Source organism: Paraburkholderia sp. (assembly GCF_047605525.1).
Taxonomy (GTDB): domain Bacteria; phylum Pseudomonadota; class Gammaproteobacteria; order Burkholderiales; family Burkholderiaceae; genus Paraburkholderia.
The window spans coordinates 104,454-125,570 of the sequence record NZ_JASGFN010000003.1; the positions used below are offsets into that span (position 1 = coordinate 104,454).

The window sequence follows — 21,117 nt, forward strand, 5'->3', positions numbered from 1 at the left end:
AAAGATGCAATTACAGATGCGAGTGGCGATCGCGTTATCGCTAGGCTTGTTTGTCCTCACTGGCTGTGGCGGCGGATCCGACGACACAGCGGCTACCACGTCCACCGGTTCCGTTGCGAACTATGTCGTCCCGCGAGTTCCAGGCTGCGCGTCGGGTGACACGCCCGAAACCGCGCTACAGGGTCAAGTGCCGGCCGCACTTCGCCAGGCGGGGTTCGGCGGCTTCAATTGCAATCTGAAACTCGTCAGCCAGCTTCAGGGCGAAGGCGCATCGTGGTCCGCCGCGACCTACTCCGACAGGAAGGGGCAAACCTGCTTCTATCATGCGACGATGGGCGCAACCCCGGTGTTCAACAATCCCGCCGCTCCAGCGCGCGTCAATCCGGGGGTGCCGGTGATCGACATCACCAACCCGGCGCGCCCCGTCCGCGTGAGCTCATTGACGTCCACGGCGATGATCGATCCGTGGGAGTCGCTGCGCGTGAACGACGCACGCGGGATCCTGGCAACGGATAACGGACTTGCAGGCGCCGGCGGCCCGGAAATGGATCTGTACGACGTTTCCGCGGACTGCACCCGGCCGCAACTTCTTGCCAGTATCGCCGTCGGCACGGGAACGGATGGCGGCATCACGCCGGGCACACAACCGCTGGGTCACGAAGGTGGCTTCTCCCCTGACAGTTTTACGTATTACATCGGCTCACCCACGGCGAAATCCTATTACGCGGTCGATCTGATGATACCGACGCGACCGAAAGTCATCTCCGCGATCAGCATGTCCGATCTGGGATTCGGATCGAATCCCCACGGTTTGTCCGTAAGCCGGGACGGCACGCGTGCGTACTTTGTCGCGATCGGTAACGGCGGCGCGGCCGCCGGCTCCGGTGCCCCGCCGCTGAACAACATGAACTCGAATGGCGACAACGGGTTCTTTGTGGTCGATACCAGCGAGGTGCAAAACCGGCTCCCCAATGCGCAAATGCACAGAATCTCAACTGTGCCGGTTCGAGACGGCAGCATCGCCCAACATACGATCTCATTTTCGGTCGGAGGCAAGCCGTATCTGGTCGAAGTCGACGAAGGGGGATCCGGTGGTCTGCCGAATGGGACAACCGCAAGCTCGCGCGAAAGATTGCCTATCTGCCACAGCAGTTGCCGCCCGCGGACGGAATGACCGTGCGTGAGCTCGTATCACTGGGCCGTTATCCCTGGCATGGCGCACTGGGACGCTTCAGTGTGCGGGATGCCACGAAGGTCGATGAAGCCCTGGTGCTCACCGACACGGCGCGATTCGCAGACCGCGCGGTGGACAGTCTGTCCGGCGGTGAGCGTCAGCGCGTATGGATTGCGATGCTGGTGGCACAGGATAGCGATTGCCTGTTGCTCGATGAACCCATCTCTGCGCTCGACATCGGGCACCAGATTGAAGTGCTGAAACTCGTTCATGAACTGAGCTTCCAGCGCGAGTTAACTGTCGTTGTCGTGCTGCACGACATCAACATGGCGGCACGTTTCTGCGACCGCCTGATTGCCCTGAAGGGCGGCACAATAATCGCGCAAGGCTCACCCGCCGAACTCATGAAGGATGACATCCTCGGCGAGATTTATGGTATTCCGATGGGGACGGTTGAACACCCGGGTGGGCGAGGACGAATCAGCTTTGCGTGTTAGGACGGGGCCTCGATCGGGGTAACGAACTTCGTGGAAGCGCGCGTACCCGATGCTGGCAGAGGAAGGCCGAAGCGTCGATTACAAAACCGAAAAGGGTTACGGACTTCCATCCGTAACCCTTTGATTTTTCTGGTCGGGGCGAGAGGATTTGAACCTCCTATGACCTTCGACAATTTCGGGCAATGCTGCGCTGGAAAGATGAGCGGCAACCATGGCGACGTTTGCTAATCGATGGCAATCTCATCAATCTGGTCGACATGGGCAAGCTGATTTCTGATCGCATCTCGTTGCCTCCATATGCCTTGTCCATGAGCAGGTGCAGTGGCCGATTAGACCGCTCAAGGCTTTGCAACAGGGGGCCTTCTGGCGCATCACCTTACGCGAAGAAACCGTGCATATTGACGACGGTTCTTTTACATTAAGCCGGTCAGCTATGATGTGCGAAACGTCAACCTCGCGTCTGATCTAACCAGTGTCGGCGCTATCTCCAGTGTCACTGTACTCAACGGGCCAGTTGATTCCACGACAAACAAAAGCCTCGCATTGAAACCCGGTCTCAATATCACGCTGCCTGCGCGGGGTAGGCATGCCCCTTTAATCGTGAAAAGGGGCGGCTCCTCGGGCCAACCGGAGCGCCCCCGCTTCACCTCGCGTTATATTCAGCCACTGCCTCCTGGCCTGCCTTGACTATCTGCGCCATGACTGCGATCTCGTCAAAGATCCGCACTTCACGAATGATCTTGCCGTTGCGAATCTCGAAGTGCGATGAACCGAGAATATTCACCGGCGCGTTATTGGTCGGCCCATACACGGGGGATCCGCAATAGGTGCCACGCAGCAGCCAGACCGTGCCGACACGCAGGCCAAGGTCAGCTGACTCATGTACGGCGAAGTCACGAATTTCCACCTTGGCGTCAGGCACGGCGGCAAGCAGGCTCATCAGTTCCATCTGATAAGGCACGATGCCCATCACCCTTCGCAACCGCACCGTCTGACAGACGATCGTGTCGCTAAAGTAACGCGGCACCATGTCGAAGAAACGCCCGTTCCAGACACGCTCGAACATTTCGGCAATCATCTCGCATTCGGCCACATAGCGGTTCGGCCGCGCGCCCGAGATGCCTGCCCTGACGGGATCTTTCACGCGACCGGCAAAGGGTGCCGATCCGGCGCCCGCATCGATGGCCTTGCCGAGAACCGGCGAATGGGCAGCCAGTTGCGCGGCGACCTTGAACGGATCGAGACCCAGGTGCTCGAGTACGGCGTACTCGTCGCGAATGACCCATTCCTCGACCACCTTGTTGTCCTGCACGACGCAATGCGCCATCCCGCGATTCACCCAGTCCTTGCCGGTCGGCGGTCCATAAGTCCAGTGACCGAGATGGGTCGCGTTATTGAAGACCCGGTGCGCACTAACAAAACCGTTCGGACCACGCTGCTCCCATATGACATCGTCGTGGCCGCCCCCGCGATTCGGAAACGCCACCATCTTTTGCAGCGAATTCTGCATGACGTGCTCGAAGCCGTAGGTCTCGCCGTAGCAGGTGTGAACCTTGACGTCGGGCGCGTAGTGATCCTTCAGGTGACCGAGACCTCGCGTGATCCAGATCTTGTCCGTCCAGCTCGTGATGTATTCGCGCGGATCACGGTACGGGGCATAAGCAGCGGGATTGATGTCAGTCAGTTGTTCGTTCATTTAAAGACTCCTTTATAAAAGCAGCCGGCTATCGTGCGGATTGCCGCTAGTCCGGCGCATCGCACGATCACTCGCCGAAAGGTCATTCACCTGGCTTGATGAGCTGAAAACACTAATGCAATGTCATGGCAACGTCGGATAGTTCAGTAGCTCTCGAAAGCGTGACGCAGTGCGGAGGTGTCCATGCCGTGCGCGAGTCCAAGCATCGTCAGAACGCGCGCCTTTTGCGGATTCAGCGTGCCTGCCGCGACGGTGTCATAGCGCGCATCGTCGGCACACTCGCAGACCGCACCCGCCGCCACGCGACTCGCGCGGACAAACACGATGCCACGCTCACGGGCCATCAGCGCGCCGGCTTTCGCCGCCTCAGACAGGCTGCCATTGCCAGTGGCGGCGAAAATGATTCCGCGCGACCCGGCTTCAATGGCCGCCTTGAAGAAAAAGGTTCCACCATTCTGATAGCCATAGACGATATCGACCTGGGGCAAGGTCTGGATTGCCTGGAGATCGAAACACGTATCGCGCGTGTGCTTTCGCAACGGAGATGCGGCAAAGAGAACCTTGCCTCCACCGAGCGCGCCGAGTTCGGGTGAATCGAGGGCCCGGAAGGCATCGGTGGCGCTGGTATGCGTTTTCGTTACGTCACGTGCCGATGCCACGCGCTCGTCCAGTACGACGAGAACGCCAACTCCGCGTGCGCCATCGTGGATCGCGACACGAACCGCGTTATACAGGTTGAGCGGCCCGTCCGCGCTAAGAGCGGATGAAGGACGCATTGCACCGGTGACGACCACGGGCTTATCGCTCTTCACGACGAGATGCAGAAAATAAGCAGTTTCTTCGAGCGTATCGGTGCCGTGCGTGATGACGATGCCATCTACCGCGGGGTCGGCGAGATGCTCGTTCACGCGCTTCGCAAGGTGCAGCAAAACGGCATTGTCGACCTCATGGCTCGCGACGTTCGCTACCTGCTCAGTGCCGATGCGAGCGAGCTCGCCAAGTTGCGGCACCTGCGCCAGAACCGTGTCGAGCGTCCCCGTCAGCTCGTAGTCGTGCGTCTTCGTGGCGCTCGAGGCCGATGCGGCGATCGTGCCACCGACGCCGAGTATGACAATCCGGCGCGCCATGTTCGGGGTATTAGCCGAGCTTCTCATCAGCCTGTTCCTTACTGGGTTCAATTCCGCATGGATATCCGGCGCATCCGTTGCCGGACACGTCATTCCGGCATCTTCGGCGCTGTGCCTCACGGCCACCGCGGGTATTGTTGCCGATTACTCCGCGGCTCGCGAAACGGCGCCCGGAAACCGCAGCCAGACGAGCGATGCCGTTCACGCCCCCGCCCTGCTCTCGACATGCGCGAAGATCTGCTTCCAGATCGACACTTCGTCAGTCACCATGTATTCCGCCATGACCTTGTTGCCGGTCATGTTCACGTGACTCATGCCCATCACGTACACCGGCGCGCCGGTCGGTTCGCCAAAATGGCCGAACCCGCTATGCGTTCCAGTCAGCGACCATCGCACCGCCACACGCACCGGCTGTTCCGGATCGCGATTGACGCGCGCACTTTCGATCTTGAGGGCTGCGTCCGGAAACGAAGCGAGATAGCCGAGTGCAAACGTGTCGATATCGGAGTGACCATACAGCACGTCTCCGCCGGGGGCGTGAAAGGCCGCGCCCTCGAAATACAGCTCGCGGATCGCAGCCGTTTCCTTGTCGTGCCACAGACGGCGAAAAACGCTGCAATAGCGACCGACGGCCGGATCGTCCTGAATCGAAGCGTTATAACGGCTCGGCTTGTCGTGCGCTGGCACAAAATAGGCAATGGGCACGCCGTTGCGGATGTCGCGATCCGTCATGTCGCGAGCGAGCGAGCGCGGCTCCATGCCGAGACAACGGGCGAACGCCGCCTGATCGCGTACCAGCCATTCTTCGATCACCACCTGATCACGCACCCAGCAATCGGCGATGATGCGGCTACGCACCATGCGGCCTTGTGCCCGGCCGAGAATGCCGTCGCCGGTATGCCGCATCACCGAGGTAAGTCGATGCGAGGACAGAAAGGTACCGTCATCGTGCGGTGTCCAGATGACGTCCTCGCCGACCAGTTTCCGGTCGGGGAACTGATGCAGGGTCTGCAGCGTTTGCGCCGTGACGCCTTCGTTGCTGCCGGTAAAGCCGGTGGCCGCACGCAACAGGATGTCCGGGGCATAATACTTTTGCAGTTTCCCGCCGATCCCGCGGTCTTCCCAGATCTCACGCGTGATGCCGTAGATAAAATCCGGCACGCTACTGTACGCGCCAAGTTCGATGTTCATGTCAACGCCCCCTGCCTGATGTCGTGCAAGCCAATGCCGATGCGCGGCGTGCACCGACTGTCATGTTAAATATCCGGCATGCAGCCGGTCAGAAGCGATGTCTGAGGCCGGCCGCTATACCGAGCTGCCGGTTGCTGGATGAAGCCGCGGTAAATGCGAGTTGCGCCACGGCAGCCTGCCCGACCGAATTCGTCCCGCTTGCCGATTGCCCGTAGCCGAACAGATAGACATCGGTACGCTTGGACAGCAGATAGTCCGTGCCCAGATTGACCTGCCGATAGTTCGCACCGGGAGCGCCCCCCACGGAATTCACTCGCGTGTAGATAAACGCGGTGCCGGCCGTCAGCGCCGGCGTGAACTGATAGCGATAGTTCAACTCGAAACTGTTCAGCACCGCCGTGCCCTGGTAGCCCTCCGGGTTCGGTCCGGAGCCACTGCCCAGATTCCTGAAGACGGTGTTGCTATACGTGCCGCCGATCGTCGATCCGCCAAACTTCACCGACGCACCCAGTGCGGCGATCTGCAGCGTACGCGCCGACGCGAAGCCGGAAAAACTCAGACCCGATACATTTGCCCCCACCGTAGTCGGCGTGCCGTCGAAAACCGACGTATTCGGACTATTTATATGCGAGAGCGTTCCGGCCGCCGCGAAGGGCCCGGCGGCATAGGTCACGCCGATGCCCCATGTGCTGTTCGATGACGGCGAACCCGGCACGCCGCCGAGTGAATAGGTTGCGCCAATTTTGAGGCCACTCATATCCACGCTCACGAACTTCAGCGCATTGTTGAGCCGGAAGCTGCCGTTGAAGTTGTTGTGATCGCCCGGTTGCGTACCCGGACCGCCGGACCACGCATAACCCGACTCGAACGGACCAACGAAGTCCGTCGCCAGATCGTACTGGCGGCCGAGCGTAAGAGCGCCAACCGGCGACGCAATGCCGACCCATGACTGACGCCCGAACAGTCGTCCGCTTTGGCCGGCCTTGCCCGAGTTCACGTTGAATCCGTTTTCGAGCGCAAATACCGTCGCAAAGCCACCGCCCAGATCCTCCCTGCCCTTGAGCCCGAAACGGCTGGCACTGAGGGTGCCGCTTTGCATCTGGTACGCAGGGCTCCCCCCCTGATTGCTGGTGTAAAACAGCCCGTTATCGATGATCCCGTACAGGGTGACGCTGCTCTGCGCGTGCGCGGTCGCCGCCGCGGCGCAGCACGTCAACGATATAAATAAGTGTGCTCTTTTCATGTTGTCGTCCCTATGATTGTTTCTATCTCACCCGGTGCCATCCCATCAGACCGACGCCACCGTTGGTCTCCCGGATTACTCACTTCGCCTCGCCCAAAACCCTATCGCGCCATCGAGACAGGAGGCCGCCTGTTCTCATCTGGATCATCAAAAATCATCTGACCGATAAGACATCCTTATTTTCGTTTCAACAATTTTTTCTGGAGATCAATTCCGTGCGGGACCGGTACGATCGGGGCAACCCCGTCGACCGAACCTTTTCGGCCCCCGGCTACCTCTGCGGAGTCACGGCCTCATCTCGTCGAGATATCCGAGTGCCTTCGAAAAAAAATCCGCTGCGCCGAAGTTGCCGGATTTCAGTGCGAGCGCGAGCGGTCTTTCGCCGGTGCTTACCGTGGCGGGCACACCGGGATCGATCTGTGCGCCGATGCGCAGCGCCTGCACACCGAGCGCCTGCACGACGGCACCCGAAGTTTCCCCACCCGCAACCACGAATTTGCGCACGCCGAGCGCGTGCAGTTCACGCGCAACGTCGGCGAGTGCTTCTTCTACGAGTTGCCCCGCACGCGCCACGCCCAATTCGCGCTGGGCTGCCTTTACCGCTTCCGGTGTCGTCGTCGCGTAAATCAGCACGGGCTGCGGCCGCGCGCCGCTGAAATGTCCATGAGCAAACGACACCGCCTGCTCGACCACGGCCTCGCCTCGCGCGATCGCAAGCGGATCGATGCGGAAGCTGGGCCTGCTCGCGCGCCACGCAGCGACCTGCGCGCTGGTCGCCCTCGATGCGCTGCCGGCCAGCACGACGGCCGGTCCGTCGATCGGCTCGATTCGCACGGGCTCTGCCTGTGCGAGCCGACCCGTGCTCCGGAAGCTGGCCGGCAGACCGAGCGCCACGCCCGAACCGCCGGTGATCAACGCCAGCTCCGAGCAGGCCTCGCCCAGTGTGTACAGATCCGCGTTGCTCACTGCATCGGCGATAGCGATGCGCACATGTTCGGCTCGAAGCGTATCGAACGCTGCGCGCACCGCGGCGGGCCCCTTTGCAACCATGTCGTGGCGCACCAGCCCGATCTTCGAATGCGTCTGCTTTTGCAATACACGCATGAGGTTGGGATCGGTCATCGGCGTGAGCGGATGATTCTGCATACCGGATTCGTTGAGCAGCACGTCGCCGACGAACAGATGTCCACAATAGAGCGTGCGGCCATTCTCGGGGAATGCCGGACAGGCGATCGTGAAATCGCTTCCGGGAAGATCCTTCAGCGCGTCGAGCAGCGCTTCAGTGACGGGGCCGATGTTGCCCGCGCCCGTCGAATCGAACGTCGAGCAATATTTGAAGAAAAACTGGCGGCATCCCTGCGCGCGCAACCACGCGAGCGCGGCAAGCGCTTGCGCGACCGCCTCGGCGGCGTCAATCGTGCGCGACTTCAGTGCGACGATCAGCGCGTCGGCGTCGATGGCGTCGGGTATCCGCGGCACGCCGATGGTCTGGACCGTGCGCATGCCGCCGCGCACGAGCATGTTTGCGAGGTCGGTTGCGCCGGTGAAGTCGTCGGCGATGCAGCCGAGCAACGGCGCCGCCCGTGGCATGGAAGCTTTCACTGTGCGTCTCCCGACTTGCTGTCCAGCTTCGTTTCGGCGTCGAGCCAGCGCATCAACGCGGATCTGCACACAGCCGGCGCTTCGAGCAGAACGAAATGTCCGCAGCCAGGCACGACCTGCAGCGTCGCGTCGGCAATCGCGTCCGCCATCTCCCCTTGCAGTTCGAGCGGGCTCAAGCGGTCATCCTCGCCACACAGAATCAGGACGGGCACGTCGATGGAAGGCAGCAACGGCCGCGAATCCGGGCGCTCGCAGGCATAGTCGACCTGATGGGCGAAGCGCGCGGCGCCCGCATGCGCCATGGCGCCAATCTCGCGAAGCAGCACGTCGCTTCGCGCGCACGCGGGCGACAGATAGTTGGGCAGCAGCGCGTCGCGCAACACGCGGTCCAGTTCGCCTGCCGCCGCGCGTGCGGCAAGCTGCCGGCGCGGTGCGCGATTCGCTTCGCTATCCGCGCGCGCATTCGTCGCGATCAGTGCGAGCCGTTCGATACGCCGCGGCGCCTGCCGGTAAAACTCAAAGGCGGCGATGCCGCCGAGTGAAAAACCCGCGAGACTGAAGCGCGGTGGCAGCGTCTCGAGCAGCGACGCCACCTCTTCAGCCAGCGTTGGCTTCTCGCCGAGCACGGGCGCGATCACTTCGCGACCGGCAGACAGCGCCTCGATCTGCGCGCGCCAGACCCGTTCGTCGCACAAGGTGCCGGGCAGAAGCACCAGTGGAGTGGCGTTAGTCATGGTTCAATAACCGTTGCCCGCGACGGGGGTCTTACCGCCGCGCGTGGCCAGCAATCGCGCACTGCTGGCCGTCGCGAGCGCGTTCGCGTCATTGCCGGGCGTAACGAGATGGAAGCCCTGCTCCAGTCGGCGACGGGCGGCCCCGCCGTCGCTGCAGAACATACCGGCAAGCAGTCCCCGCTCCCGCGCCGCGCGGAGAATGCGTTCGATCGCACGCTGCACCACTTCGCCCGGCTCTGCGGCCGGCTCGGCGCCCAGGCTGAGCGCGAGATCGTTCGGCCCGATGTAGATGCCGTCGAGGCCCGGCGTGTCCAGAATCGCTTCGAGATTGTCGAGCGCGGTCTGCGACTCGATCATCGCCAACGCGAGGATCGTGTCGTTCGCGTGCGCGAAGTAATCGGCTCCGCCATAAAGCGCACCGCGCGCCGGACCGAACGAGCGCGTGCCGACGGCCGGGTAACGGCACGCGGCGACGAATTCGCGGGCCATCGCCGGCGTATCGATCGACGGGCAGATCACGCCATAGGCACCGGCGTCGAGCAGGCGCATGATTTCCGCGCCGTTCAGCGATGAGCAACGCACGAGCGGCGTGGCCGCGGTGATGCTGATCGCCTGCAGCATGCCGAGGGCAGCGTCGAGGCCGACCATGCCATGCTGCAGGTCGACGGTCGCCGAGTCGAAGCCCTGCGTCGCGACGATTTCGGCGGCATAGCTGCTCGGAATGGATAGCCATGCATTGATGACCGGCTCTCCGGCGAGAAACTTCTGTTTTGCAAGATTAGGACGCATGCTCTCTTTATCTCATCGTTCGTACTGCGTTCGTACGGGTTCATCCGGCGGATCGGCCCCCTCTGCGGCCGTTCCCAGTCGTCACGCGTCGACGCGTTCGCGTGCCCGACAGCTCAGGTAGTGCGCAGGCGCGCGCCACTCGTGCCGTCGAACCAGAAAATTCTGGACGGTTCAGGCCGTACGCCGATCCGCTCGCCGTCCACGTAACGGATTGCCTTGTCGCCCTTGACGACGAAATGCTGGCCGCCGAGCTTCAGCGTGATCAACGTGTTGTCGCCCAGCAGCTCGAACGCGAAGATGTCCGCCGCGAAGGCGCCCGGCGCCGTATCCGGGCCGATCGCGATGTCTTCCGGGCGCACGCCGAGGGTGAGCGGTCCGTTGCGCGGCGGCACGACCGGCAGGACGAAGCCGTCGGGCAGAACGAACTGCTGGCCCCGGCCTTCGCCGTGCAGCAGGTTCATCGCCGGCGCGCCGATAAAGGCCGCCACGAAGGCATTCGCGGGTTCGTTGTAGATGTGATCGGGGGTATCGATCTGCTGCAACACCCCTTCTTTCATGATCGCGACGCGCGACGCCAGCGTCATCGCTTCAACCTGGTCGTGCGTCACATACACCGTGGTCACCGCAAGCTCGCGCGCCAGGTGCTTCAGCTCGGCACGCATCGTGCCGCGCAGCTTCGCGTCGAGGTTCGACAGCGGCTCGTCCATCAGGAATACACGCGGGCGCCGCACGATCGAGCGCGCCAGCGCCACGCGCTGACGCTGTCCACCCGAGAGCGCGGCGGGGCGGCGGGCGAGCAGATGCCCGAGTTCGACCCGGTCCGCGGCACGTTTGACTTCACGATCGCGTTGCTCGCGCGGAACGCCGCGCAGCTTCAGCGGATACGCGATGTTGTCGTACACGCTCATATGCGGATAGAGGCCGTAGTTCTGGAACACCATCGACACGTCGCGCTGGCGAGGCGGCACGCCGTTCATCCGTTCGGCGTCGAACATCAGGTCGCCGCCGGTCGGATCCTCCAGTCCGGCAATCATCCGCATCGTGGTCGTCTTGCCGCATCCCGACGGCCCGAGCAACACCAGAAACTCACCCTCGCCGACCGTCAGGTCGAGATTTTTCACGGCCTGGAAGCCACCCCAGGTCTTGCTGATTCGGTTCAATGTGACGGTAGTCATGAACGTCGCCTTGATAAAAGTTGAGCGTCGGAAGTCGGAGGCAGTGTCGGGCGCGCGTCATCTCACTGCGCCTGCCGTCGTACCGCGGATCAGATAGCGCTGCATGTACGATGCAAACAGGAACATTGGCGCCATGATCAGGATCCCGGTCGCGGAGAGCAGTTGCCACAGATCGCCCTCTTCGCGGTTGAACATGCCCATTGATACCGGCAGCGTCACGGCGTCTTCGGACGTGAGGATCACCGCGATGATGAAGTCGTTCCAGGACAGGATGAAACAGAAGATGCCGGCGGTGACGATGCCCGGAAAGGCGATCGGCATGATCATCTGATACAGCACCTGCAGACGCGTCGCGCCGTCGATGCGCGCCGATTCCTCGATATCGACCGGAATCTGGTCGATGAAGCCCTTGATCATCCAGATCGCGAAGGGCATCACCATCGCGGTCTGCACGACGATCAGCGCGGTGCGAGTATCGTAGAGCCCGAGATTGCGAAACATCAGAAAGAACGGCAGCACGATGACGATGGGCGGCAGGAACTGCGTAGCCAGCACCGCCACCATCAGCGACTTGTGCGCAAATAGCCGGAAGCGCGAGAACGAATAGGCCGCGGCAACGGCGATCGGCAGGGTAATGGCCACGGTCGACAGCGACACGATCAGCGAATTGACGAGCTTGGCCTGCACGCGAAACGGCTCGCGCATGATCTCGACGAAGTTGCCGAGCGTCGGTTTGAACGACACGCGCAACTGGTAGATATCAACGTAATGCTTGAACGCGGCCGACAGGATCCACGCCAGCGGCAGCAGGATGATGAGCGCGACGAGCGCAAGCGCCACACCGCGAGCCAGCATCGCGAGCCGGGCGTGGATCGCGGCGGGTGCCCGATAGGCCGACGCCGGGCGCGAGTGAGTGGACGAGAGCCCGTCCTGCAGGGGTTTGGCGGTCATGGACGGCTCCTTATTTGCCACGCTGGGTAAGTCGTACGTACAGCACTGTCAGCAGCATCATCGGGATCACGAGCAACCAGCCGAGCGCGGACGCGTACCCCATGTTCAGGTACTTGAAGCCCTGAAAATAGATGAAGTGGGTCAGCGTTTGCGTGGCCTGTCCCGGACCGCCGTTGGTGATCATCACGATCTGGTCGAATACCTTGAGTGCGAAAATCGCTTTGAGCACCATCGCGACCGCCAGTACCGGCACCAGTTGCGGCAGGGTAATCGTGAAGAACACCCGCAGCGGGCCCGCACCGTCGATCTCCGCGGCCTCCTGGGTTTCCTTTGGCACGGACGCGAGCGCACCGATGAAGATCAGCGCGAAGTACGGCGTCCAATGCCACACGTCGCTCGACAGCACCAGCCAGAACGCCGCGGTCGGACTGCCGAGCATGTCGAAGTCGTGCAGATGGAGCGCGCGGCTGATCGCTCCGGCGAGTCCGAAATCGGCATTGGCCATGAACCGCCACAATGCGCCGATCAGCGCTGGGCTCATCGCGAACGGCAGGATCAGTATCGAGCGCAGCGCGGCCCGTACGATACCGCCGCGAAACAGCAACACCGCAATCGCGAGCGCAAAGCCGATCGTCAGCAGCGTGGAGGCGACCGTGAACCTGAGCGTCACCCACGCCGAATTCCACATCGACGGATCGGTCAGCGCGCGTGTGTAGTTTTCGAACAGATAGCCGATCTGGGACCAGCCGTCCGAGGGCGCCCAAAGCGATCTGGATTCGTTCGCGCGTCCCAGATTCCAGTTGCGGAAGCTCAGATAAAAAGTGGTGACGAGTGGGTAAAGGGCTGTGCCCAGGACAATCACGATCCCCGGCGCCACCATTCCATACTTGGCAAGTCGTTCAGACATGAACCATTCTCCCGAAAAGATGCCTAGCGCAATTCACGCTGGACCACGCGGTGCGCACGTTCACTAGCGTCTTTCATCAGCGTGTCGACGTCGCCGCCCGACACGGCCAGGTTGATCGCCACCGAAGCCAGATCAGCCACCTCGGGCCAATAGACGACCTCCGGCATGGGCGCCGCCTTGCCTCGCAATGCGTCGAACTCGGCGAGCTGAACCTGCGAATTGGCTGCATTGACTTGCGGGTCCTTCAGACTCGACCAGCGGTTCACCACGTTGTTGCGCACCGCATAGCCGTTCACGTTGCGCTCGATCGCATTGCGTTTGTCGAGGTCGGGATTAGCCAGCCACTTCAGGTATTCCCACGACGCTTCCTTATGCTTCGAGTACATCGAGATCGACATCGGCATCGTGTTGACCACGGTGGTCGGCGGGTCGCCCGCCCGGTAGGCGGGCATCGGCGCGAAATTCACCTGTTCGGGCTTGAGCGTCGAATCTTTCGGATTGGTCACCGCGGCGTACGCCCACTGCCAGATCGGCAGCATGGCGGCACGGCCCTGCTGGAATGCAATACGTGCGTCCTGCTCCACGTTCGACGTGGCCCCCGGGCCGCACAGGTTGTGCTTCGAGTAGAGCTCGATATATTCGCGCGTCGCCTTCATCGCCTCGGGCGACGTCCAGGCCGGATAGCCCTTGTCGTCGAGAATGTGGCCGCCGGCGCCGCGCACGAAGTCAGCCCACATGAAAAGATTCTGGCGATTGCCGTCCGCACCGTAGTAGCAGGCAAGCGGTGCAACGCCCGGATAGGCGGCGCGGATCTTCGGACCCGCATCGATCACGTCCTGCCAGGTGCGCGGCGTCTTCAGATGCAGGGCATCGAAAATATCCTTGCGATACAGGAACATCTGCACGTTGCTGCGTACCGGCATGCCGTAGAGCTTGCCGTTCGCGCTCACGGAGCGCAGAAACGCGGGCGGATAGTCGTCCAGATCGAAGCGGTCGCGCCTGATGAGAGGATCCAGTGGCTCCAGCCAGTGCGCGTAGGATGCGCCCCACTGATCGAGATAGTTGACGATGTCGACGTTGCCGTTCGCCGCGACGCCCACGCTCGTGACCTTTTCCTGCAACGCCTTGAATGGCACGAACAGCCATTTGACGGTGATGCCCGTCTCGTCGGTGAATTGCTGGGTGCGCATTTGCAGCGCGACGAACTGCGGTGTGTTGACGGCCATCACCTTGATCGTCTGACCGTCGTACGGCTTGCCGGCTTTCAGTCCATAAGGCAGTGTCGCGCCCGCAGCGACGCTTGCTGAAGCAGGGGGTTCTGCGGCCATCGTCAGATGGCATGCGGGAATGAGAAACGCGCAAACCGCAGCGCGTGCGATACGGCCATACATGGTTGTCTACCTCCGGTGATCGCAGCGGAAAAAACGCTTCGATGGACCTGTCTATGCGCCTGCGGCGTCGTTTGTTCTATGACATCGCGCTCTCGCCGGATGCCGCGTTTGATATGGGGCAAATTTGCCGCAAACAATTTGTTCTGTCTAATATATTATTTGTTTCAGTTTCATATGTTTAAGGAATGAAACATGATCGACTTGCGCCAGATGCGCTACTTCGTCGCCCTCGCCGAGGAACTGAATTTCGGACGTGCCGCGACGCGCCTGCATATCACCCAGCCACCGCTCAGCCAGCAGATCATGCAACTCGAAGCGGACCTCGATACGCCGCTCTTCATCCGTGGCAAGCGGCCGCTGCAGCTCACCCGCGCCGGCGTCGAACTGCTGGCGGGCGCGCGGCGGCTGCTCGCCCAAGCCGACGTAGTAGTCGAGCATGCGAAGCTCGCCGGCCGGGGCGAGCGCGGGCGCCTCGGAATTGCATTCATCTCGGGCTCCCTGCCGAAAGTCCTGCCTGAATGCATCGGTGCATTCCGCCAGCGCCATCCCGACGTGCGGCTCGATCTGCGCGAAGGCGTAAGCGCGATGCAGCGCGAAGCCATTCTTGCCGGCGAAATGGACGTGGGTTTCGTGCGGCCCATCGGCAACGACACGGACGAATTGACGAGCCGCATGCTGCTCAGCGAGCCCATGATGCTTGCCGTGCCGGAACATCACGCGCTCGCTCGCGTCGAGCGCGTGCCAGTCGGCGCGCTTGCAGCCGAGCCGATGATCCTGTTCAGCCGGCAGCACGCGTATTATTTCCATCAGATCGTCTCCGACATCCTGCAACGAGCCGGCGTGACGCCGAAGATTGCCCAGGATGCGACTCAGCTCTATACGGTGGTCGCGCTGGTGTCGAGCCGGATCGGCGTGGCGATCGTGCCGGCGTCCGCGCGGCACATGCGTTTTCCCGGCGTGGTGTTCCGTCACCTCGAACTCCGCAAACCCGTAAGCGCCGTGCTCGACCTCACATGGCGAACCGGCGACACCAATCCCGCGCTGATGAATTTCATCGACATCGCTGTCGCGAAAGCCCGCGACTACGCACATTCGAGCGCACTCTAGCCGGCTAGCTAATCCGATTTTTTTAATTCGCGCTGTCTTTTGACGACGGGATCCACTATCCTATGCATTCGAATGCATAAACTGGGCGAAAGTGACGATCACAGCACGCTGCCCGGCGACTGCACGCTTTTTTTCATGGAGATGAAAGTGACGACCCGCACCGCCCCCACGAGCCAGCATTCCGAGACCATCCTGACGAGCGAAGAGGCACATCGCCGGCTGATCAGGAGATCGGAGATGATTCCGTGCAAGATTGCGTTCATCGACTGCAAGATGAAGGGCTCCGACCTCAAAGAGAACTATTCGCTAATCGGGCCGGGCGTCACGCAAAGCGCCGATCAGGTGGTGAATCTGCGTGAGCCGCACGGCTTCAGTCTCGGCGTGGCGGCCATGCCGCCGGGCGTCGTGAACAATCTGCATGTTCATTACACGGCTGAGGTCTTCATGATCTTCAAGGGCAAGTGGCTTTTTCGCTGGGGCGCAAACGGTGACGAAGGCACCGTGATCGGAGAACCGGGTGACGTACTGAGCGTGCCAACATGGATCTTCCGGGGTTTCAGCAACGTCGGCGACGACGACGGCTGGATCTTTTCGGCGCTCGGCGGCGACGAAACCGGCGGCCTGATCTGGCATCCATCGATCCTCGAACAGGCGGCGCAACACGGTCTGTATCTGACGAAGGAGTCCGTTCTGGTGGACACCGCCGCCGGCGCGCCGAAGCCGGACGCCGACGCACTGCTGGAGCCCATCGATACCGCGACTGCCGAAAGCCTGCGTCACTACTCGCCCGACGAAATGCGCAAGCGGCTGGTGAAGGTCGACGATCGCAGATGGTCATCGCGCGCGCTGCTGGACAGCGTGCTGCCGGGCCATCACAGCGAGATGGCGCCGGTGATCGGTTTTGGCATGACGCAGGATCGCGACCAGGAACCCGCGGTCGCCAATCCTCATGGATTTTCGATCGAGTGGTTGCGCATAGCAGCTGGCGAACAGGTAGGCCGGTACATGCTCGACGTCAAGCAGGTGCTGATCGTGTTCGAAGGGACTGCCGAGATCGCCTTGAACGACGAAGACAAGGAAGTCACGATCAAGGTCGAACGGCAGGAGCTCTTTTCGGCGCCCGCGAATACGTGGCGTTCGATCCGCGCGACTGGCGAAGCGTCATTGCTGATTGCCGTCATGAGTGCAGGCGACCAGAAGAAAGCCATCACCTGGGCACCGGAAATCGTCGCAGCGGCTGCGAAGGCCGGCTTCGGCATCGACCACAACGGCTATGTCGCGCCGCTGCGGCTGCTGCCGTTCGAGACACGCCAGGCCGCCGCGGCGCTCATCGATGCGCGGTAGAGAGCCGCCGGTCCGCCGCCGGCAACGGCGGATCGTTTAGAATTACGGCTCTCCCGCTGATTCTCCACCCCCCTGCCCCGCATGGCTGTGCCGACCTCCACGGCGAAACGCCGCCCCAATCGATCGAGCGAACCGTCAGAGTCAAAACCGGTTGCACAGCGCGCGACTTCCTATGATGTCGCGATTGCGGCCGGCGTCTCGCAGTCGACGGTTTCGCGGTGTTTCCAACCGGACAGTCCGATTTCGCCCGATACGCGCGCGCACGTGCTGGCCATTGCCGCGAAGCTCGGCTATCGGCCAAATGCGCTGGCGCGCTCGCTCATTCTCGGGCGCTCGAATGTGGTCGGCGTCATCGTCACGCGCTATACGCTGCGTTACAACCCGGAACTCGTCTATGCACTCGGCGAGGCGCTCTCGATGCAGGGCGTGAAGCTGCTGCTGATTGCCGTCGACGGCGACGACGCGGTCCATGCGGCGTTGCATGATGCGCTGGAGTTTCCGCTCGATGGCCTGATCGCTTGCGCGACGATGAGTCAGGAGGACATCGCGAATTTCCGGCAGCATGGCGTCCCCGTCGTGTTCATGAACCGGTGTATGACGCTGGACGGCGTGGATTGCGTCGCCACCGACAATCTCGCCGCAACGCGACAGATCGCGGATGCGCTCCATCGCGCGAGACACCGGCGCTTCGTCTGCATCGGCGGGCCTCACGGCGCGCCGGTGAGTGAGGAACGGGTGAGCGGCTTCGTCGGTCGGTTGCGCGAACTGGGCGTAACGGACATCGTCACGATCGTCTCCGACTTTTCTTATAACGGAGGGCGCGCGGCCATCCTCGACCATGTCGCGAAGTCGAAAGATGAAATCGAGGCGGTCTTTTGCGCGAATGACCAGCTCGCGCTCGGCGCTCTCGACGCATGCCGGTTCGATCTCGAACTCGCGGTGCCCGACGACATTTCAATTGTCGGCTTTGACGACGTTGCAGAAGCATCGCGACCGGCCTATCAGTTGACTACCGTCCACCAGCAGGTTGAAGAACTCGCGGCTCAGGCCGTTCGTCTACTGAGCGAGCGGCTCGCCCGGCCCAACATCAAGTCCCGCACGATTCTCGTGCCGGGCGTGTTGATCAGGCGAACGTCGGCACGTTTGAAGGCGGCCTGATAAAAGTCCCTGCCGGCGATGGTCGCCTTGCCGAGCGCTCTTCAGCGGCAAGCCCCGCCTGACGCACCAGGCGAGCGACCGCAAACTGCCGTCGGCCGTTGACGCAGACGGTCCGACACACGGGATTGACTCGTTTTCCAACACCGATGCGTTGCGTGCGGGAACACCCGTCCCTCTTCCAGACTCATCAATAGCCCTCGTTTTCAAAGGGTTGATTTTGATTCGGATCAGTGTTGCTTCAGGTTGCATCCAACGATAATCGGCCCGAAGAAACCGCCGGTTTGCAGCTGTGCGCCTTTCGCCATCGCCACCCGCGCGCAAGTCTCGACGAAACTGGCATTCACTCCCACGCCAATCCCGCTTCTCATCATCCCGAGAAGAAGATGAAGGACAAGGCCACTGTTGTGCACGCTCTATGACGCCGCCCGCATCCTTGCCGACAGATGAAAGCTTCCGGCTGCTCGTCGATGCGGTCGACGACTATGCGATCTTCATGCTCGACCCATCGGGCCGCGTCGTGACCTGGAATGCCGGTGCACAGAAGATGAAAGGTTACGATGCTGACGAAATCATCGGTCAGCCTGTTTCTATCTTTCACACGCAGGCGGACCTCGCTGTGAGCGAGCCCGAAACCATGCTCATGCATGCAGCGGCCAACGGCCGGGCCGAAAGTGAAGGCTGGCGCCGCCGCAAGGACGGTTCGACGTTCTGGGCCAACGTCGTCATCACCGCGATCCGCGACGAATCCGGCACCCTGCGCGGCTTCGCCAAGGTCACCCAGGATCTGACCGAGCGCAAGCGCCTCGCTGAACTCGAGAACATCAGCCGGTTGACCGCGAATATCCAGGTCGCGCGCGAAGAGGAGCAGGCCCGTATCGCGCGTGAACTTCATGACGATCTCGGGCAGCAGCTCACCGCGCTCAAGATGGCCCTCGCCGAACTGGAAAACGACCTCCACGGCGGCCAGAAGATCACGCGCATTCCGTCACACATCGAAGACATGAACCGCCTGATCGACGGCACCGTGGCGTCATTGCGGCGGATCGCAACGGGACTGCGGCCGATCGCACTGGAGACGCTGGGTTTTGCCTCCGCACTCGAATGGCTCATCGACGATTTCGCACGGCGCTATGCGATCGTCGTTGACGCCAGCATCCGGACGGCACACGTGACATTGGACGAGGCAGCCGAAGCGGCCGTCTTCCATATGATCCAGGAAGCGCTGACCAACGTGGCCCGCCACGCACACGCGGACAAGGTGACCATCGAGCTCGGCAGGCAAGGCGAAGCCTGTGTATTGCACATCACCGATAACGGCCGGGGCGCGGCGCAAGGCGCCTTGTCGGAACACATGTCGTTCGGCTTGCTGGGAATGGCCGAGCGCGTGCATCGCCTGAACGGCACGCTGTCAATCGACACGACGCCCGGCAGCGGCTTTCGTATTGCGATCAGCATTCCACTCGACGCCGCCGGCCCTCACGACGCTCAGAAGTCCATTCGCCACGATTGATTCAGATCAGTCGTAGACCGTTATCCGACAGCTACAGTCGTTCGGTGCAATGTGTGCTGCCCAGCACCATGGGACCCCGGAAACCGGCCCACGCGGTGCGATTCGCATGTGGCGGACAGCTTCTCGTGATGACACCACCGGCCCGTTTGCGCACCCGCCGAGAGCCACATGAACAACCTGCCGCAAGCGCCTGATCCCATTGGACCTGATCCCGTCGTCGGCCCATCCAAGCCGCGACTGCTCGGCGTGCTCGGCCCAGGGCTCATCACCGGCGCCTCGGACGACGACCCGAGCGGCATCGCCACCTACAGCCAGGTCGGCGCGGCATTCGGCTACGGCCTGTCGTGGACTCTCCTGTTCAGCTATCCGCTGATGGTCGCGATCCAGATGATCAGCGCCCGGGTCGGCCGCACCACCGGCCACGGGATTGCCGGCGTGTTGCGGCGGTACTATCCGAACTGGCTGCTGCAATGGGTCGTCGTGCTGCTGCTGATCGCCAACATCATCAATCTGGGAGCCGACCTCGGCGCAATGGCCGATGCGATGGCGCTTTTGCTGCCCGGTCCGAAATGGCTGTATGTGCTGTTCTTTTCGACGGTGTGCATCTGCATGCAGCTGTTGTTGCAGTACACGCGCTATGTCGCCGTGCTGAAGTGGTTCACGCTGTCGCTGTTCGCGTATTTCGCCGTACTGGCCGTGACGCATGTGAACTGGGCCCAGCTCGCCGGTTGCCTCTTTTTTCCACGGATCAACTGGACGTCGAACTATCTGACCGCCGTGGTCGCCGTGTTCGGCACCACAATCAGCCCTTATCTGTTCTTCTGGCAGTCCGAGGAAGAGGTCGAAGACATGCGGGCGCATCCGCGCCGTGTGGATCTGCTCGATGCACCCGAGCAAGGGGGCGCTGCATTGCACCGTATCGAGATCGATACGGTGATCGGCATGGGACTCTCGAACCTCGTCGCATTGGCCATCCTGGCGACGACCGCCGCCACCCTCAACGCCCATGGCACACTCGACATTCAGACCTCGTCGCAAGCCGCTCAGGCGTTGCGGCCCATCGCCGGCTCATTTGCCGCGCTTTTCTTCACAACCGGGATCGTCGGCACCGGACTGCTGTCTGTCCCGGTGCTCGCGGGGTCTGCCGCGTATGCGATCGGCGAAGCGCGCGACTGGCCTGTCGGCTTTACCCGCAAGGTGCAGGAAGCCAAAGCCTTTTATGCAACGATTGCTATCGCCACGCTGATCGGCATGATCGTCAATTTCACCTCGATCAATCCGATCAAGGCCCTGTACTGGAGCGCCGTACTCAACGGCATCGTCGCCGTACCGGTGATGTTCGTGATGATGCTGATCGTTTCCAGAGCCGACATCATGGGGCGGTTCATCGTCCGGGGATGGCTGCGCGGGCTGGGCTGGCTCGCGACGATTGTCATGCTGGTGATTGCACTGGCCATGCTGGCCATGTCGTTCTGAGCGTTCTGAGCGGATAACTCGCCTGCGCCTGCCGCCGAGCGGTGG

Annotated in this window: 18 protein-coding genes; 7 read left to right on the forward strand and 11 right to left on the reverse strand. The window is 62.0% G+C overall.

Translation table 11 applies throughout. The features are described 5' to 3' along the window. Positions 1–4 precede the first annotated feature (4 nt). Positions 5–1,174 carry a hypothetical protein gene (locus tag QM685_RS04885; protein ID WP_415113306.1) on the forward strand — a complete coding sequence of 390 codons (1,170 nt, stop codon included), beginning with the start codon at positions 5–7 and terminating at the stop codon, positions 1,172–1,174. Further along, positions 1,087–1,671: an ATP-binding cassette domain-containing protein gene (locus QM685_RS04890; RefSeq protein ID WP_415113978.1), complete on the forward strand. Its 585-nt coding sequence runs from the start codon at positions 1,087–1,089 to the stop codon at positions 1,669–1,671. The genes QM685_RS04885 and QM685_RS04890 overlap by 88 nt, the downstream gene beginning before the upstream one ends. A gap of 643 nt (positions 1,672–2,314) precedes the next feature. Here QM685_RS04890 and QM685_RS04895 read toward each other — a convergent pair. From QM685_RS04895 to QM685_RS04945, 11 genes are all read right to left on the reverse strand, one after another. Then, on the reverse strand, positions 2,315–3,367 hold the full coding sequence (locus tag QM685_RS04895; RefSeq protein ID WP_415113308.1) for an ester cyclase: 1,053 nt from the start codon (positions 3,365–3,367) through the stop codon (positions 2,315–2,317). A 143-nt stretch (positions 3,368–3,510) separates the two neighbouring features. Continuing rightward, positions 3,511–4,521, reverse strand: coding sequence for a type II asparaginase (locus tag QM685_RS04900; RefSeq protein WP_415113310.1), 1,011 nt, complete (start codon positions 4,519–4,521; stop codon positions 3,511–3,513). A gap of 174 nt (positions 4,522–4,695) precedes the next feature. Next, positions 4,696–5,685: an ester cyclase gene (locus QM685_RS04905; protein ID WP_415113312.1), complete on the reverse strand. Its 990-nt coding sequence runs from the start codon at positions 5,683–5,685 to the stop codon at positions 4,696–4,698. An 88-nt stretch (positions 5,686–5,773) separates the two neighbouring features. After that, positions 5,774–6,928 carry a porin gene (locus QM685_RS04910; RefSeq protein WP_415113314.1) on the reverse strand — a complete coding sequence of 385 codons (1,155 nt, stop codon included), beginning with the start codon at positions 6,926–6,928 and terminating at the stop codon, positions 5,774–5,776. 285 nt (positions 6,929–7,213) lie between these two features. Then, complete coding sequence (gene otnK, locus QM685_RS04915) at positions 7,214–8,518, reverse strand: 3-oxo-tetronate kinase (RefSeq protein ID WP_415113980.1); 1,305 nt, start codon at positions 8,516–8,518, stop codon at positions 7,214–7,216. A gap of 8 nt (positions 8,519–8,526) precedes the next feature. Further along, on the reverse strand, positions 8,527–9,264 hold the full coding sequence (locus tag QM685_RS04920) for an alpha/beta fold hydrolase (RefSeq protein WP_415113316.1): 738 nt from the start codon (positions 9,262–9,264) through the stop codon (positions 8,527–8,529). A gap of 3 nt (positions 9,265–9,267) precedes the next feature. Next, complete coding sequence (locus tag QM685_RS04925; RefSeq protein WP_415113318.1) at positions 9,268–10,053, reverse strand: HpcH/HpaI aldolase family protein; 786 nt, start codon at positions 10,051–10,053, stop codon at positions 9,268–9,270. 113 nt (positions 10,054–10,166) lie between these two features. After that, complete coding sequence (locus QM685_RS04930) at positions 10,167–11,228, reverse strand: ABC transporter ATP-binding protein (protein ID WP_415113319.1); 1,062 nt, start codon at positions 11,226–11,228, stop codon at positions 10,167–10,169. A gap of 57 nt (positions 11,229–11,285) precedes the next feature. Further along, on the reverse strand, positions 11,286–12,179 hold the full coding sequence (locus QM685_RS04935) for a carbohydrate ABC transporter permease (RefSeq protein ID WP_415113321.1): 894 nt from the start codon (positions 12,177–12,179) through the stop codon (positions 11,286–11,288). 10 nt (positions 12,180–12,189) lie between these two features. Then, entirely contained in the window at positions 12,190–13,086 is an 897-nt protein-coding gene (locus QM685_RS04940; protein ID WP_415113323.1) for a carbohydrate ABC transporter permease, read from the reverse strand. A gap of 23 nt (positions 13,087–13,109) precedes the next feature. Continuing rightward, positions 13,110–14,414, reverse strand: a complete 1,305-nt coding sequence (locus QM685_RS04945; RefSeq protein ID WP_415113325.1) for an ABC transporter substrate-binding protein — start codon at positions 14,412–14,414, stop codon at positions 13,110–13,112. A gap of 255 nt (positions 14,415–14,669) precedes the next feature. Here QM685_RS04945 and QM685_RS04950 point away from each other — a divergent pair, with 255 nt between their 5' ends. From QM685_RS04950 to QM685_RS04970, 5 genes are all read left to right on the forward strand, one after another. Further along, positions 14,670–15,584, forward strand: a complete 915-nt coding sequence (locus QM685_RS04950; protein ID WP_415113327.1) for a LysR substrate-binding domain-containing protein — start codon at positions 14,670–14,672, stop codon at positions 15,582–15,584. A 147-nt stretch (positions 15,585–15,731) separates the two neighbouring features. Continuing rightward, on the forward strand, positions 15,732–16,928 hold the full coding sequence (locus tag QM685_RS04955; protein ID WP_415113329.1) for a hypothetical protein: 1,197 nt from the start codon (positions 15,732–15,734) through the stop codon (positions 16,926–16,928). An 81-nt stretch (positions 16,929–17,009) separates the two neighbouring features. Continuing rightward, positions 17,010–18,086, forward strand: a complete 1,077-nt coding sequence (locus QM685_RS04960; RefSeq protein ID WP_415113331.1) for a LacI family DNA-binding transcriptional regulator — start codon at positions 17,010–17,012, stop codon at positions 18,084–18,086. A gap of 415 nt (positions 18,087–18,501) precedes the next feature. Beyond that, positions 18,502–19,596, forward strand: a complete 1,095-nt coding sequence (locus QM685_RS04965) for a PAS domain S-box protein (protein ID WP_415113333.1) — start codon at positions 18,502–18,504, stop codon at positions 19,594–19,596. A 168-nt stretch (positions 19,597–19,764) separates the two neighbouring features. Next, the gene (locus QM685_RS04970) at positions 19,765–21,072 is read left to right on the forward strand and encodes an NRAMP family divalent metal transporter (RefSeq protein WP_415113335.1); all 1,308 of its coding nucleotides are present in this window, start codon (positions 19,765–19,767) and stop codon (positions 21,070–21,072) included. Positions 21,073–21,117: the final 45 nt, after the last annotated feature.